Source organism: Gramella sp. AN32 (assembly GCF_023718305.1).
Classification (GTDB): Bacteria; Bacteroidota; Bacteroidia; order Flavobacteriales; family Flavobacteriaceae; genus Christiangramia; species Christiangramia antarctica.
Map to the genome: position 1 here is coordinate 240,423 of NZ_QEYO01000001.1, position 15,872 is coordinate 256,294.

The window sequence follows — 15,872 nt, forward strand, 5'->3', positions numbered from 1 at the left end:
ATTTATAATTTGAATATTTAGCCGCCTGTTGGATGCAGGCGGCTTTTTTATGAATAAAATTCAGTTTACTACTTTTACAAAAAAATTAAAATGAAAATTCACTATTTATTTTTATTATCAATTCTATTTATTTCCTGTAAAAATGATAAAATTGAAAGTTCAGAAGCTGCGGAAATTGAGAAGGATAGTATAAACAAAGTTTTGACTTTTTCTGAAAATATTGAGAAAGCTCATCATAAAGCCGCATACATGCAAAAGGATGTGGTCTCATTCGACATTAATCTTACGTTCAATGGAAACAGTAGATTAAATGCCCGTATATTTCAAACTCCTAATTCATCCAAAATCAAAGTGGTAAAAAATGACAGTACCCAGATTATTTTTGATGGCTCGAATATGTATGCGATACCTGAAGGAATAGATGAAAATTCAGCAAGATTTGATGCTTTCACCTGGTCCTACTTTTTCTCTATTCCTTTCAAATTAACTGATCCCGGAACTGTATGGGCTGAAGAAACCCAGATGAAACTGGATAGTATGGAATATCCTGTTTCCAAATTGACTTTCGAGAGCGGTACAGGTGATTCGCCTGATGACTGGTACATGGTTTATCAGGATCCTGAAACAAAAATGTTGAAAGCAGCTGCCTATATTGTTACATTTTCTTCGGCTAAAGATGAGGCAGAGAAAAATCCGCATGCGATCGTTTATAGCGATTATCAAAATATCAATAATATTCCTTTTGCCCATACCTGGAGTTTTCACAACTGGAATTTCGAAAACGGATTGGAAGATAAAATTGGTGAAGCTAAAATTAGCAACATCAAATTTTCAGAAATGAAGGAGGAATATTTCAATATACCTGAAAATGCAAAAAAAATAGATTAGGCCTGAGCCGCATGATGCTTATTCGTAATGCATTTATAGATAATCTGATAGAAATACTGAACATCATAGGGCTTAACAATAATATCGTTCATCCCTGCAGCATGAATTTCTTGGCGTATTTCATCAACCTCGACCGCTGTTAATGCTACAACCGGAATAGATTCATTAAACTTTCTAATTTGCATACAAGCTTCCAGGCCACTTATGCCCGGCATATTTACATCCATAAGGACCAGGTCATAGTTTCCTGATTTTACCAATTCTACTGCTTTTTCACCATCTCCGGCAACTTCACATTCGAAGTTTTTCTTTTCCAGGATGCGTTTAGTAACTACCTGATTAATCCTATTATCATCAACAATCAGGATTTTACCCGGAGTTGATGGATCTATAACAGGTTCACTGGTTTTTTGTGGAATCGCAAGGCTAGCCGTTTTGTCTATTTTAAATTTTATTTCAAAACTAAAAGTTGAGCCAACACCTTCTTCGCTTTGCAAGTCAATCTTCGAATTAAATAAGAGCAGTAATTTTTTCACAATAGGCAAACCAAGTCCCGTTCCCTGATAATTATAGTTATTGGACTTTAGCTGGGAAAATTCCTCGAATATGATCTTTTTCTTACTCTGCGGAATTCCAGGTCCATTATCTTGTACTTCAAAACGAATGACAGCCTCATCTTCATCCATATCTTTTAAAACAGTGCGTAAGGAAATAGTGCCTCTTTCGGTAAATTTCATGGCATTCCCCACCAGATTCATTAAGACCTGGGAAAGCCTTACAGGATCTCCAATTAAAAACAGGGGAACCTTATCCCCAATTTCAATGTTGATCTCATTTTTATTCTGAATTCGGGTAAATTCAAAACTATTTAAAATACCATTGATCAAATCCTGGAGGTTGAAGGATGCATCTTCTAACTTAACTTCATTAGATTCCATCTTATTCATTTGGAGTACATCGTTGATCAAGGCTAATAGGTAATCTGCAGAAAACTTTAAGGAGCGAAGATCTGTTTGATGCTTTTTTAAACTGATATCTTCCATCAATAATGAAGCAATTCCAATTACCCCATATAGCGGAGTTCGAATCTCATGACTCACGGTACTGAAAAATTTAGTTTTTAATAAGGTTAATTTTTCCGCTTGAATTTTTGCATGTTTATACTGTTTGTTTTTATGCTTCAGCTTATCGATAAGCTTCTTTTTATCACCATTTACACGATTCAGAAAAAATAAAATAAACACAAGTACTATAGAAGAAAGTACCATCACCACCACTTTCTCCTTGCCTTTTGCTATTATTTGATCCTGATATTTTTTTTCTCTTTTAGCAATTTCCAGGTTCTTCTTAAACTCATCTATATTAAACCTTGCATTAGCAATTTCAATTTCTTTTAATTTTTCCTTTTCGAAAATCCTGGAGTTATATTTATTGTGGTGCTCCAACGCCTCCAAAGCAGCCTCATAATCACCCTGGGATTTCAAAGCATTGGCATATCTCAAATAAGTATCACTTAAGTTCAACACCAGGGTATCCTCTTCAGCTAATTCAATAGATTTTTCAAAGTAATACCTGGAAGAATCGTATTGTTTCTGACTGTTAAAATATCTTCCGTTAAGGGTATATAGATTAGAAATTATGTACGGATTGAAAAAAGGATCACCATTTTCATCGGTAACCTTTTTTGCAAGTTCGAGGCTTTCGAGAATATGTTTTCGCGCCAGTTCATATCGTTCCATATCAATATAAGTCCAGGCGATATTACTTTTAGGTACCAGCATTTCTGAAGGTTCCTCAATTTGTTTCCCTATTTCATAGGCTTTGTTATAAAAATTTATCCCTTTTTGCCGGGTTTCCGGAATTTCAGAATAAATATTTCCAAGATTGTTATAACTGGCAATGAGTATTTCAGGTTTATTTTCAGTCCTTAGGGCATAGTCTAAACCTACTTCATAATTTTGCCTTGCCCTGGTAGAATCCCTTTGATCTATATAGGCATGTCCTAAAAGAATATAGCCATAGGCTATATAATAATTATTTTCCGCAGCTTTGGCAAGATTTATAAGATCGTGGGATTTCTGTACTACTTGCTGATATCGTAAACCAGAGAGATCATCATCAATGGAAGTATACAGATTTTTAAGACTGTCGTTAGAAACAGGCTTAGAATTCTGTGCCATAGAGATGCACGTGAAAAAGCACACCATTAAAGTAAAAAAGTATACTTTTTTCAAACGCAGGCAGTATTTATAGATTTTTGGGCAATGTGAAAATACTTTATTTTAGATAATTATACAACATTTATTGTTTCTCAATTCATAATTTCTCCTAATCCTGGCATTAATGTTAACTTTGAAAAAATGGAAATTATGCAATATCCCTGGCATCTTTATCTCATGAGCATTATGTATATAATTGCCGGAATAATGCATTTTATTAAACCAAAAATGTATTTGCGCATCATGCCAAGGTATCTGCCGGCCCATAAATTCCTGGTCTTACTAAGCGGGGCCGCAGAGATTATTTTAGGAATTGCCCTTCTGTTTTCTCAGACAAAAAATGTAGCCATTTACGGAATAATTTTAATGCTCCTGCTTTTTCTATTGGTCCATTTTTATATGCTTTCTTCGGAAAAGGCTGCGGCAGGATTGCCCAAATGGATTCTTTGGTTACGTTTACCCCTGCAATTTATTTTAATAGGCTGGGCATGGTTTTATTTAAAATATTGAGAAGTGGAAGTTGAAGATATAAAATTACCAAATGCTGATCTGGTCTATATTCCAGGTTTTTTTTTCAAAACTGTAGCAAATGACTATTTTAAAGAATTAAAATCTTCACTTAAGTGGCAGCAGGATGAAATCAAACTATTCGGAAAAAAAATCCTGCAACCTCGATTAACTGCATTATATGGCGATTCAGAAAAAGAGTATACCTATTCCGGGTTAACGATGCAACCTCTGGAGTGGACTGAAGAATTGTTGAAAATAAAAAAAGCTGTAGAACTATTTAGCGATACTAAATTCACCACCTGCCTGGCAAACCTTTACCGAAATGGCCAGGATAGTATGGGCTGGCATTCAGATGATGAAAAAGAATTAGGTGAAAACCCTGAAATTGCTTCCATTAGTTTTGGAGGCGAACGCTGGTTCCATCTTAAACATAAATATGATTCAAATCTTAAAAAGAAAATTCTTTTAAAAAATGGCAGTTTATTGCTCATGAAGGGCGAAACCCAACATTATTATAAACATCAAATTCCAAAAACAAGGAAAGATATTGATGAAAGGATTAATCTAACTTTCAGAAAAATATACTAAGAATATATGTCATTCAGGATTTTGGCAAGTCTTAAGCCACCCTTCTGTAATTGATCTAAAACCAGTCCCATATTATTATACATATATTCATAACCCAGCTTATCCCCGATTTTTACACCGCCATATAATTTTTCGGCAATGCCGCGAGACTCATAAACCCAATCCAGCAATTTCCCTTTTTGAATGTTCTTAATCTCCTGTTCGGTAATTGCTTTGGTATTATCAGCAAGTTCTGTGTAACTCATCTGGTAAAAGTTGATCATTTCGCTATCCCAAACCCGGTGAATATTAGATCCCTCATTAAACCAGCGCACCTGTACATCATTTCCTCCTTTATCTGAAGCATGCCCCACATGAAAAGGCTGATGTAGATCACCTACGAAATGCACCAACATTTTTAAATAAAATTGTTTTTCCTCTTTAGAAGCATTCCTGTCTTTTAATACCTCTTTACACTTGTTGATCGCCTGGACAAGATCCCCACTTTCACTGGCCTCTTCCAAAGTATATTCTTTTGCATCCGGGTCGATATTCACATAATGCCATGGCCCATATTTTCTATAGGCAGGATCGCTTTTAATATCATCTGCATAATTTGCCGTGAACGCCAGGCTAAATCCATCTAAAAGATCATCAATGGCTTTCGAAGTTTTTTTATTTAAATGATTTTGGGCAATTTCTGCAGTGGTTCTATGACCGGTTTTACCCCAGTTACCTTCCGCAGCATTTACTGAAAAACTTAGCATTAGAATAAAGGAAATAATTGGAAACAATTTCATGAGATAAATTTTTGGCAAAGATAGCAAACTAAAAAAGTTAATTTAATAGAGGGTTTATATAATTTAATATCATATATTTATGATATCATTTTAATATCATACAATTATGACACTCGAAAAACTAACCAAACCAGTAAACGGCTACATTATGTTGTTCTTAATTATAATCTTATTATTTGGAGGAATAATAATTTTCGCTACTCTGGATTATACCTGGGCATTAGGTTTAACATTTTTGGCCATCCTTCTTGCCCCCGGTTTAATCCTGGTAAACCCAAACGAAAGCAGGGTGCTTTTACTTTTTGGTGATTATCATGGAACTGTAAAAAAAAATGGATTATTCTGGGTAAATCCTTTTTACACTAAAAAGAAAATTTCGCTGCGAGCAAGAAACTTCGATAGTGAACGGCTAAAGGTGAATGACAAACTGGGAAATCCAGTGATGATCAGCACCATTTTAGTCTGGAGGGTTATGGATACCTATAAAGCTTCCTTTGATGTGGATAATTTCGAAAACTTTGTCGTAGTCCAAACTGATGCCGCCGTACGTAAACTGGCAAGTCTTTACCCTTATGATAATTTTGCCGATGAAGGTTTAGATGAGGATATCACTTTAAGGTCGAGTGTGAATGAAGTAAGCGAAGCACTTGAAAAAGAACTGGAAGAACGTTTGAATATTGCAGGTATTGAAGTCCTGGAAGCGAGGATTGGCTATTTAGCCTATGCCAATGAAATTGCCAGCGCCATGTTGAAAAGACAACAGGCTACTGCCATTGTTGCTGCCCGTCACAAAATTGTGGAGGGTGCCGTAAGTATGGTGGAAATGGCCCTGGAAGATCTCCGCAGAAAGAATGTCATAGACCTTGATGATGAAAGAAAAGCCGCTATGGTCAGTAATTTAATGGTAGTATTATGTAGTGACCGGGATGCTGCGCCGGTTATCAATGCTGGAACTTTAAACCACTAGCGTGAGAGTTTTTAAAGAAATACAGAAATTCGATCAGTGGTGGATCAAGCTTTTACTCGGGGTATTGTTAATTGGTTCCGCAATAGCGCTTTATAGAAATTACACAGCAGGTTCTGGCGTTGGGGAAACCGTGTTCGGATTTGTAGTTATTTTATTGGTTTGTTTTTTGTTTATCGTAGCCAAATTAGAAACAAGAATCGATCAAAAAGGAATCACCGCAGCATTTTCCCCAGCTTTTATATTTACAAGAAAGTATTCCTGGGCAGAAATGGAAAAAGTATATGTACGAAAATATGCCCCGGTTAGGGAATATGGCGGCTGGGGAATTAGAGGTTTTGGAAAAGCATCAGCTTATAATACCTCTGGGGATGAGGGGATTCAAATTGTATCGAAAAAGGGAGAACGTTTTTTGATTGGCACTCACCAACCTGAAGACGCGAAAAAAGTTATAGCCAGATATACAAAAAATTCAGAAATATGAAACATACAAAAAGCTACATCTTAGCTTTACTACTTATGAGTTATTCTCTAATAGCTCAGGAAGAACTCAACTATTCCGAAGAGGAAATTAGCATCAATCAGTTCACCGATGGGACCTTAACCACCCCTGCCGATGCTGAAGCTACTTCACTAATAATATTCGTTCAGGGTTCGGGGCCTACCAATCGGGATGGAAATCAGCCTATGGGGAATAACGACGGGATGAAAAAAATTGCCCGTGAACTTGCTGAAGATGGCATTGCCTCTTTTAGATTTGATAAACGCATTTTCAAAATGAATGAATTAAAGCTAAAAGAATCTGATTTAAAGTTTGAAGATTTTATAAAAGATGTGGAAGATATCATTAGCTATTTTGATGAAAATTCAGATTTTGACCAGCTCATTATTGCCGGTCATAGCGAAGGTTCTTTAATAGGAATGCTGGCTGCAAAAAAAGAGGCCGATGCCTTTATCTCTCTTGCCGGTGCCGGGGAACCTATCGATAATATCTTAACGGAACAAATTTCCAAAATGTCCCCGGAGTTTGGGGAAAAAACACGTGCAGCTTTGGATATTTTAAAAGCTGAAGGAAAAGTGGCCAATTATGACCCTATGCTGGAATCGGTTTTTAGACCAAGCGTTCAACCTTATTTATACAGTTGGATCCAGTATGATCCTTCAGAAGAAATCAAAGAACTGGATATGCCCATATTAATTATCAACGGCACTTCAGATATTCAGGTGGATGTAAACCAGGCAGAAATGCTGAAGAAAGCAAATCCAGAATCCCAATTAGTAATTTTAGAGGACATGAACCATGTTTTCCGAAGTATTCAAAGCCATGATGCCCTCACCAATACAAAAAGCTATAATGAGCCTAATCGCGAGATCCATCCGCAATTAGTTGAAACCATTTCCACTTTTGTGAAAAGCATGGAATAATATTATGGGGAAGAAAAAAGCATTTGCCTTAAGGGTTGACGAAGATATGCTGAAAGCTATCGAAAAATGGGCTTCTGATGAATTCAGGAGTACCAATGGTCAAATCGAGTGGATGCTAAACAAGGCTTTAAAAGATGCGAAAAGACAACCCAAATCCCAAAAATCCGAATAATGTTTAAGATCATCTTTTCAGATATAGACGGCACCTTATTAAATGCCGATAGAGAATTATCCAATTTTACCATCCAAACGATAAAAAAACTCCCTCAGGAAGTTCCTTTTATTTTGATCTCTTCACGCATGCCTGCAGCCATGAGGCATCTTCAGGAATCACTGGGAATTTTACATTTACCGTTTATAAGTTACAATGGAGGTTTAATTAAAGTAGATAATAAAACAGTTCATTCTACCGTAATTCCAATCAACATTCTGGAAGAGCTTATACAATTCAATGCAAACCATCAGGTTCATTTAAGTCTTTTCCATGATGATGAATGGTATGTGCCTAGTGATGATTTTTGGGCGCAAAGAGAAATCAATAACACGAAAGTTCAACCGGAAATGAAATCGAATATGGATGTGTATAAACTTTGGGACAAAGAATCTAAAGGGATCCATAAAATTATGGCCATGGGTGAGGAAGAAAGCGTGGAAAAGATCTATAAGTATTTAGAAGAAAAATTTCCTGATGACCTCCACCTCTATAGATCAAAACCTACGTATATAGAAATTGCCCCTAAAAAAATTTCCAAATTAACGGCAGTAGAATTTCTTTTGAAAAACCATTTCAACATTCCTTTGGAACAGTCGGTGGCTTTCGGTGATAATTATAATGATGTTGAGATGCTCCAAGGCGTGGGAATGGGCGTGGCGGTAGGAAATGCAAAACCTGAAGTTCTGGAAGTCGCGCATCGGGTTGTTGCTTCCGGCAAAGAAGATGGAGTAGCCAGCACCATAGTACAGTTATTAAAATTATAGACTTCCTCCATTTAAGCGGCTAATTACATAAAAATTGTATTTTGCCAGCCATATCAAAAAGCTCTATGGAAGAAACTACTACCTATTTTACCAATGACGCCATTGTGTTTGGTCTTTTAATGATCGCACTTGGCTTTGTGTTTTATACTTCTTCCAAAGAAGGCGGTTTTTGGAAAAAATTCTATGCTGTAGTGCCGGCACTTCTCATGTGCTATCTAATTCCGGCAATTTTCAATTCTCTCAACTGGATCGATGATTCAACTTCCCAGTTATATTTTATGGCCAGCAGGTATCTTCTTCCCGCCGCTTTGGTTCTAATGACCTTAAGTATCGACCTAAAAGCTATTTTCAACCTGGGCCCAAAAGCTTTGATCATGTTCTTTGCCGGAACTATGGGAATTATCCTTGGAGGTCCTATTGCCATATTAATAATGTCTATAATTTCTCCGGAAACCCTTGGCGGTATAGGACCAGATGCTATTTGGCGCGGACTCTCCACCATCGCCGGGAGCTGGATAGGCGGAGGTGCAAACCAGGCAGCCATGCTTGAAATTTATGAATACAATCCGGAATTATACGGCGGAATGGTACTGGTAGATATTGTTATTGCCAATGTATGGATGGCGATCATCCTGATGGGAATTGGTAAAAGTGAAGCTATAGACAAATGGTTAAAAGCTGATAATTCAGCGATTGAAGAACTAAAAGTAAAAGTGAGTACTTATGCTGATAGTGTGGTAAGAAACCCCACCTTACCAGATTATATGATCATGTTTGGGCTTGCCTTCGGAGCGGTAGGAATTGCCCATTTTGGAGCCGATAATATTTCAGAATATCTTATCGCAAATTTTAAAATTTTTAGTGAAGGTAAAAGTGCTCTTTCTTCATTTTCTTCCCAGTTTTTCTGGATGATCACCATTGCAACCGCGATTGGTATCATTTTCTCATTTACTAAATTTAAAACTTATGAAGGTGCAGGAGCCAGCAAGCTTGGAAGCATTTTTATTTATATCCTGGTTGCTACCATTGGAATGAAAATGGATCTTGGTAAAATTTTTGAAAATCCCGGATTATTGGGAATTGGATTCATTTGGATTCTCATTCATGTAATTGTATTAATCGTTGTGGCAAAATTGATAAAAGCCCCCTATTTCTTCCTTGCCGTTGGCAGCCAGGCAAATGTTGGCGGGGCAGCATCTGCCCCGGTAGTAGCAGCAGCTTTCCATCCCTCACTTGCCACCGTTGGGGTTTTACTGGCAGTTTTTGGTTATGTTGTAGGTACCTACGGCGCAATTCTTTGTACAATTTTGATGCAATTAGCCGCAGCCGGTTAGTTTAAAACAGAAAATTATAAGATATTTGCGCTCTCAAAAAGCAGCTCACTAAAATGAAAAAACCAGTTCTTTTCCTAGCATTCTTAATTAGCCTTGTGGCATGTTCAGAAAAAGAAAGCAACCTTACCGTTAGTGGGGAAATTAAAGGTTTAAAGAAAGGAACGCTTTATTTACAGAAGATAGAGGATACTTCTTTGGTAAACCTTGATTCTATGGTGGTGAATGGCGATGCCAATTTTATGTTGGAAACTTATCTGGAAAGTCCGCAGATCATGTATTTATTTCTGGATAAGGTAGATAATAACCTTTATGACGATAGGATTGAGTTTTTTGCCGATACCGGGAATGTAACCATTTATAGTTCTCTGGAGAAATTTGAAACCCAGGCTGATATTAAAGGTTCTGTCAACCACCAAAAACTGGAAGAATATAGAAAGGTTATTCGCAGGTTTAATGACCAAAACCTGGATTTGATCAAAGCGAGTTTTGAAGCTGAAAAGGCTGAAAATGATGAACAGTTAATAGAAATTGATCAAAAATATGATCGCCTGCTTCGCAGAAAATATCTTTACACCGTAAACTTCGCGGTAACTAATAAAGATCATGAAATCGCGCCATATTTGGCGCTTTCTGAAGTATTCGATGCAAATATCAAGTACCTGGACACGATCTATAAATCACTCAATCCTAAAGTGAGAAAATCCAAATACGGCAAAGAGCTAAAATCTTTTCTGAAAGAACGCCGTAAACTGGAAAAACTAGATAAAAAAGTTGAAGATCAATCTCAGGACGAACAATCTTAATTTTTTTCAAAAGCACTCATCAATTCTTAATATTTTCTTGGCTTTAATTGATTTCTCAAAGCTTTAATTTTGAGAAAACAGTTATTATGAACAGTACCAATCGCGATTACGATCTTATATGCGTAGGCGGCGGAATCATGAGTGCAAGTCTTGCCCTCATCCTAAAATTAGTAGATCCCGAAATACAAATTATTATTTTTGAAAGGCTGGAAAAAGTTTCCCAGGAAAGCACAAAAGCGTGGAACAATGCAGGAACAGGCCATTCAGCTTTTTGTGAATTAAATTATACCCCGCAGGATGAACAGGGCAAGGTAGATATTTCAAAACCAATCGAAATATTTCAGCAATTTGAAAAGTCAAAACAATTCTGGTCACATCTGGTACATCAAAAACTAATTGAAGATCCCAAGAGTTTTATTCATTCCATTCCACATCACGCCTGGGTTCGCGGGAAAGAAGATGTAGATTTCCTGAAGAAGAGGTTTGAAGCCATGAGCGATTTATTCATGTTTGATAGTATGAAATATTCTGAAGATCATAAAATCCTTGCAGAATGGTTTCCGTTAATTATGGAAGGGCGCAGTGAAGATGAAATTATGGCTGCGACCAGGATGGAAATGGGCACCGGTGTCAATTTTGGCAGTTTAACCAAACAGTTATATCACATTTTAGAAGTCAATTTTAAAGTACCAATCCTAACTGAACATGAAGTACTGGATATAGATCCTGATGGTCCCGAAGACTGGACAGTAGAAGTCAAAAACTTAAAGACCGGTGATAAGACGTATTACGATGCAGAACATGTATTTATTGGAGCCGGTGGTGGAGCCCTGCCTTTATTACAAAAAGTAGAAATTAAGGAGAAAGAGGGTTATGGAGGTTTTCCGGTGAGCGGGCAATGGCTTTTTTGTAAAAACCGGAAAGTTATAGATCAACATCATGCAAAAGTATATAGTAAAGCCGGAATAGATGCGCCGCCAATGTCTATTCCCCATTTAGATGCCCGTTATATCAAAGAAAAAAAAGAATTGTTATTTGGACCCTTTGCAGGTTTCAGTACCAAATTTTTAAAAGAAGGATCGATTTTAGATCTTCCAAAATCAATAAAACTTGATAATATTCCCTCTATATGGGGCGTTTTCTGGCATAATTTACCCTTGACGAAATATTTGATGCAACAGGTGACCATGACCCATGAGGACCGAATGGAAGATTTACGGGTATTTGTAAAACATGCCAAAGCGGAAGATTGGGAATTGAAGATTGCCGGGCAACGGGTTCAAATTATCAAAAGAGACAGGGAAGAAGGTGGCCTCCTGGAATTTGGAACCGATGTGGTGCATAGCAAGGATGGAAAAATCACCGCTTTATTAGGCGCTTCACCCGGTGCATCAACGGCCGTGCATATTATGTTGGAAGTAATAAAAATCGCCTTTCCTGAAAGGGTTAAAACTGAAAAATATCAGGAAAAGCTAAAAAGCATGATCCCTTTTTGGAATCGGGATATACAGGATTTTGAAGCAGAATTCAGAAAAGTACAGGCAGAAAATTCGGAAACATTAGAACTGGATGCTTCACATTAGGAAATAAAAAACTTCCCAAAAAGAGAAGTTTTCATCTTGAGCCGATAGAGGGACTCGAACCCACGACCTGCTGATTACAAATCAGCTGCTCTAGCCAGCTGAGCTACATCGGCCTTTGAAATTATAGTGCATTTACCTTTTCTACTAAAGCATTCGCTTTAGTTTCAAGATCCTTTTCAATAGATTTAAAATGTGATTTTTTATTATCCACATCTTTTTTATTAATGCGTGAGATCAATTCATCATATTCCTTAATCGCCTCGTCAACGATAGCTTCACTCTTCGCCGCATCTTCTTTTGGATGTGCCATTTGGTGAATGTAAGCAGCATCAATGATGTCTCCCATTACATAATTCACATCTCTTTTTAATAATCTTTTACTTGCCATTTGTCTTAAATTTCGGCTGCGAATTTAATCTATTTTTTTATATAATATTGTAATTCTTTCAGAAAATTAAGCTGAAATATTTTTTAAGATCTTGAGTGCTTTCGGCATATGGATGGAAGAATCCCTGCTATGGAATTTATGAATTAAAATTCCACTTTTATCGAAAACAAAGGTTTCCCGACCGGGCAATAAACCTAATAAACTCGATTTTACATCAAAAGCATTCCTGGCCTTTTTCTTAGGATCTGCCAGTAAAATATAGGGCAATTTATATCGCTCCTTGAATTTGGAATGTGAAGCTTCAGAATCTGAACTTATCCCAATCACTTCAGCTCCTAAATTTTGGAAACCTTCATAACTATCCCGAAAATTACAGGCTTCTTTGGTACATCCCGGGGTGAAATCTTTTGGATAAAAATAAATGACCAGGGCTTCTTTTCCCATGAATTTCTGCAGGCAAAATTGTTTTCCAGATTCATCATTTAAACAGATTGCCGGCACCTTCTCCCCTATTTTCATATTATGCACCTTTATAACTTACAAAATTCCTTGGGGTTTCATATAGGGTTACTTCCAGTTCATGTTCGCTTTTGATCTTTGGTTTTAATTTATTCCAAATTATTACCGCTATATTTTCTGCAGTGGGATTTAAATTTGAAAATTCCGGAACCTCAACATTTAAATTTTTATGATCAAAAGCCTGTTCAACTTCTTCATAAATAAGGTTTTTTAATACCTTCAGATCCATGACAAAACCTGTTTTTTCATCAATTTCTCCGGTGACTGATACCACCAATTCATAATTATGGCCATGAAAATTAGGATTGCTGCATTTCCCGAAAATTTCAAGATTTTCCTCATCAGTCCATTCTTTACGAAATAATCGATGGGCAGCATTAAAATGGGCTTTTCTATGGACAGTTACTTTCATGGGTTTATGTGGGAATAATATTTCTGAAAAATGATTTTAAACCATTCTGTATAAATTCCAGGATGCTTTTGCATATCTGTTTTAATTTCTTCCAGCCCCACCCATTTCCAGTCCTCTACCTCTTCAGGATTTAGATTGGGTACGCCGTCAAAATTTCCAATAAGGATATGATCAAATTCATGTTCGGTTAAACCATTATCAAACGGTGCTTTATATATAAAAGAAATTGAATCCTTAAGAGGGGTTGTAAAGCCCATCTCCTCTTCTAATCGTCTCATGCCCGCCTCCACATTAGACTCATTTTCCCTTTGATGGCTGCAACAGGTATTGGTCCACAATCCTGGTGAATGATATTTAGACATGGCCCGTCTCTGGATCATCAATTCATTTTGGTTATTGAAAACAAAAACTGAAAACGCCCTGTGTAGCAACGCCTTTTGATGAGCCTCGATCTTTTCCATAAGACCAATTTGCTCATCTTTCTCATTCACCAAAATAACCTTTTCCTCTTTCATTCTTTTTCTTTAACGCAAAATTACAAGCTTAAAAACAGTAAGCATCAATAATAAGCCATTTTTCCGAAATATAGAACGATTTTTTAGCATGCCCCAATTTTAGCAAATGTTAAACTCTAAAAATTTTAAAACCAACTTGAACTTAGCTTCGTAAGTATTTACAGTAATAGTTGGGGAACTTTGCTATGAAAAGAAAGAGATGGAATTAGGGGATTCCATCTTTTTTTTACCCTAATTTGAAAAGAAGAAAGCTTCCTATCAAAGATCTGCAATCCCTTGAAAACATAATGTTTTTTCCTCAAAATAATCTTATTTTTGCGGCTGCAAAGAACTCATATGAAGCAGTATCAAAAGGAGATTAATAAACGAAGGACCTTCGGGATTATCTCACACCCAGATGCGGGAAAAACTACCTTAACTGAAAAACTTTTATTATTTGGTGGCGCGATCCAGGAAGCCGGGGCCGTAAAATCAAATAAAATAAAGAAAGGGGCCACATCTGACTTTATGGAAATTGAGCGGCAACGTGGAATTTCCGTAGCTACATCGGTACTTGCTTTTGAATACAAAGACATCAAAATCAACATTCTTGATACTCCCGGTCACAAGGATTTTGCTGAAGATACCTTTAGAACCCTCACTGCCGTAGATAGTGTTATAGTAGTGATAGATGTTGCCAAAGGTGTGGAGGAACAAACTGAAAAACTTGTGGAAGTTTGCCGTATGCGGAACATTCCCATGATCGTATTTATCAATAAACTGGATCGTGAAGGAAAAGATGCTTTTGAATTACTTGATGAAATCGAACAAAAACTAAATTTAACCGTGACCCCGCTTAGCTTTCCTATTGGAATGGGTTATGATTTTAAAGGTATTTATAACATCTGGGAGAAAAATGTAAACCTGTTTACCGGAGATCCCCGGAAAGATATTGAAGAAACTGTCGAGATCGATGATTTGGATGACCAGGATCTCGATCAACTTATTGGTGAAAAATCTGCGAATACCTTAAGGGAAGAATTAGAACTTGCGCAGGGTGTCTATCCAGAATTTGAAAGACAGGATTACCTGGACGGTAAATTACAACCTGTATTTTTTGGTTCGGCTTTAAATAACTTCGGAGTTCGGGAATTACTGGATTGCTTTATTACAATTGCGCCCCCGCCAAGACCAAAGGAAAGTGATACCAGACTGGTGAAACCGGAAGAAAAAGATTTTACCGGATTTGTCTTTAAAATCCATGCCAATATGGATCCCAAGCATCGCGACCGTCTTGCCTTTATAAAAATCGTCTCAGGAAAGTTTGAAAGGAATAAAAACTACCTGCATGTGCGGCATAACAAGAATATGAAATTCTCTTCGCCCAATGCTTTTTTTGCTGAAAAGAAAGAAGTGGTTGACGTCTCCTATCCAGGTGATATTGTGGGTTTACATGATACAGGGAATTTTAAGATTGGTGATACTCTAACCGAAGGTGAAAATTTAAATTATAGAGGAATTCCCAGTTTCTCTCCGGAACATTTTCGATATATCAATAATGCCGATCCCATGAAATCCAAACAACTGGAAAAAGGTATCGACCAATTGATGGATGAAGGTGTAGCCCAGCTTTTTACATTGGAATTAAATGGCAGAAAAGTAATTGGAACTGTGGGGGCACTGCAATTTGAAGTAATTCAATACAGATTGGAGCATGAATATGGCGCTAAATGTACCTATGAAAACCTAAATGTGCACAAAGCAACCTGGATAGAACCCAATGATCCAAAAAGTGAGGCATTCCAGGAGTTCAAAAGGGTAAAATCAAAATATCTGGCAAAGGATAAATCTGGTCAACTGGTTTTTCTGGCAGATTCCCCTTTCTCTTTACAAATGACCCAGCAAAAATATCCATCTTTAAAATTTCATTATACTTCCGAATTTTAAGAATTCTGTAGAGGTTAAAATATTTATTGATACTTCCCACG

At 36.9% G+C, this 15,872-nt stretch carries 18 protein-coding genes and 1 tRNA gene; 12 read left to right on the plus strand and 7 right to left on the minus strand.

What is annotated here, in order from left to right:
- The first annotated feature begins 90 nt into the window (after positions 1-90).
- Positions 91-888 carry a DUF6503 family protein gene (locus DHD80_RS01160; RefSeq protein WP_251739049.1) on the plus strand — a complete coding sequence of 266 codons (798 nt, stop codon included), beginning with the start codon at positions 91-93 and terminating at the stop codon, positions 886-888.
- Here DHD80_RS01160 and DHD80_RS01165 read toward each other — a convergent pair.
- Positions 885-3,068, minus strand: a complete 2,184-nt coding sequence (locus DHD80_RS01165; RefSeq protein ID WP_251739050.1) for a response regulator — start codon at positions 3,066-3,068, stop codon at positions 885-887. The genes DHD80_RS01160 and DHD80_RS01165 overlap by 4 nt on opposite strands.
- 189 nt (positions 3,069-3,257) lie before the next feature.
- Between DHD80_RS01165 and DHD80_RS01170 the strand changes: the two genes are divergently transcribed.
- Positions 3,258-3,617, plus strand: a complete 360-nt coding sequence (locus tag DHD80_RS01170; RefSeq protein ID WP_251739051.1) for a hypothetical protein — start codon at positions 3,258-3,260, stop codon at positions 3,615-3,617.
- Between the two features lie 3 nt (positions 3,618-3,620).
- Positions 3,621-4,205: an alpha-ketoglutarate-dependent dioxygenase AlkB gene (locus tag DHD80_RS01175; RefSeq protein WP_251739052.1), complete on the plus strand. Its 585-nt coding sequence runs from the start codon at positions 3,621-3,623 to the stop codon at positions 4,203-4,205.
- Here the strand turns inward: DHD80_RS01175 and DHD80_RS01180 are convergent.
- On the minus strand, positions 4,202-4,984 hold the full coding sequence (locus DHD80_RS01180) for a S1/P1 nuclease (protein ID WP_251739053.1): 783 nt from the start codon (positions 4,982-4,984) through the stop codon (positions 4,202-4,204). The two genes, DHD80_RS01175 and DHD80_RS01180, sit on opposite strands and share 4 nt — an antisense overlap.
- A 106-nt stretch (positions 4,985-5,090) precedes the next feature.
- On the opposite strand from DHD80_RS01180, the gene DHD80_RS01185 reads away from it, so the two are divergent.
- The 8 genes from DHD80_RS01185 (at position 5,091) to mqo (ending at position 12,071) form a co-directional block, all read left to right on the plus strand.
- Complete coding sequence (locus DHD80_RS01185; RefSeq protein ID WP_251739054.1) at positions 5,091-5,951, plus strand: SPFH domain-containing protein; 861 nt, start codon at positions 5,091-5,093, stop codon at positions 5,949-5,951.
- Position 5,952: 1 nt separating this feature from the next.
- A complete protein-coding gene (locus tag DHD80_RS01190) occupies positions 5,953-6,432 on the plus strand; it encodes a hypothetical protein (protein WP_251739055.1) in 480 nt (159 codons plus the stop codon).
- Positions 6,429-7,373, plus strand: coding sequence for an alpha/beta hydrolase (locus DHD80_RS01195; RefSeq protein WP_251739056.1), 945 nt, complete (start codon positions 6,429-6,431; stop codon positions 7,371-7,373). The genes DHD80_RS01190 and DHD80_RS01195 overlap by 4 nt, the downstream gene beginning before the upstream one ends.
- A gap of 4 nt (positions 7,374-7,377) precedes the next feature.
- A complete protein-coding gene (locus DHD80_RS01200; protein WP_251739057.1) occupies positions 7,378-7,545 on the plus strand; it encodes an Arc family DNA binding domain-containing protein in 168 nt (55 codons plus the stop codon).
- Entirely contained in the window at positions 7,545-8,351 is an 807-nt protein-coding gene (locus DHD80_RS01205) for an HAD family hydrolase (RefSeq protein WP_251739058.1), read from the plus strand. The genes DHD80_RS01200 and DHD80_RS01205 overlap by 1 nt, the downstream gene beginning before the upstream one ends.
- A 65-nt stretch (positions 8,352-8,416) precedes the next feature.
- The gene (locus tag DHD80_RS01210; RefSeq protein WP_251739059.1) at positions 8,417-9,685 is read left to right on the plus strand and encodes a DUF819 family protein; all 1,269 of its coding nucleotides are present in this window, start codon (positions 8,417-8,419) and stop codon (positions 9,683-9,685) included.
- 53 nt (positions 9,686-9,738) lie between these two features.
- Positions 9,739-10,488 (plus strand): DUF4369 domain-containing protein, encoded by a 750-nt coding sequence (locus DHD80_RS01215; protein WP_251739060.1) that lies wholly within the window; start codon positions 9,739-9,741, stop codon positions 10,486-10,488.
- Between the two features lie 86 nt (positions 10,489-10,574).
- Positions 10,575-12,071 carry a malate dehydrogenase (quinone) gene (gene mqo / locus DHD80_RS01220; protein ID WP_251739061.1) on the plus strand — a complete coding sequence of 499 codons (1,497 nt, stop codon included), beginning with the start codon at positions 10,575-10,577 and terminating at the stop codon, positions 12,069-12,071.
- Positions 12,072-12,110: 39 nt separating this feature from the next.
- Here the strand turns inward: mqo and DHD80_RS01225 are convergent.
- From DHD80_RS01225 to idi, 5 genes are all read right to left on the minus strand, one after another.
- A tRNA-Thr gene (locus tag DHD80_RS01225) sits at positions 12,111-12,184 on the minus strand.
- A gap of 8 nt (positions 12,185-12,192) precedes the next feature.
- Positions 12,193-12,459: a hypothetical protein gene (locus DHD80_RS01230; RefSeq protein WP_251739062.1), complete on the minus strand. Its 267-nt coding sequence runs from the start codon at positions 12,457-12,459 to the stop codon at positions 12,193-12,195.
- A 66-nt stretch (positions 12,460-12,525) separates the two neighbouring features.
- On the minus strand, positions 12,526-12,978 hold the full coding sequence (locus tag DHD80_RS01235; RefSeq protein WP_251739063.1) for a peroxiredoxin: 453 nt from the start codon (positions 12,976-12,978) through the stop codon (positions 12,526-12,528).
- A 1-nt stretch (position 12,979) separates the two neighbouring features.
- Positions 12,980-13,390 (minus strand): 6-carboxytetrahydropterin synthase, encoded by a 411-nt coding sequence (locus tag DHD80_RS01240; protein WP_251739064.1) that lies wholly within the window; start codon positions 13,388-13,390, stop codon positions 12,980-12,982.
- On the minus strand, positions 13,387-13,905 hold the full coding sequence (gene idi / locus DHD80_RS01245; protein WP_251739065.1) for an isopentenyl-diphosphate Delta-isomerase: 519 nt from the start codon (positions 13,903-13,905) through the stop codon (positions 13,387-13,389). The genes DHD80_RS01240 and idi overlap by 4 nt, the downstream gene beginning before the upstream one ends.
- A gap of 336 nt (positions 13,906-14,241) precedes the next feature.
- On the opposite strand from idi, the gene DHD80_RS01250 reads away from it, so the two are divergent.
- Entirely contained in the window at positions 14,242-15,831 is a 1,590-nt protein-coding gene (locus DHD80_RS01250; RefSeq protein ID WP_251739066.1) for a peptide chain release factor 3, read from the plus strand.
- Positions 15,832-15,872 lie beyond the last annotated feature (41 nt).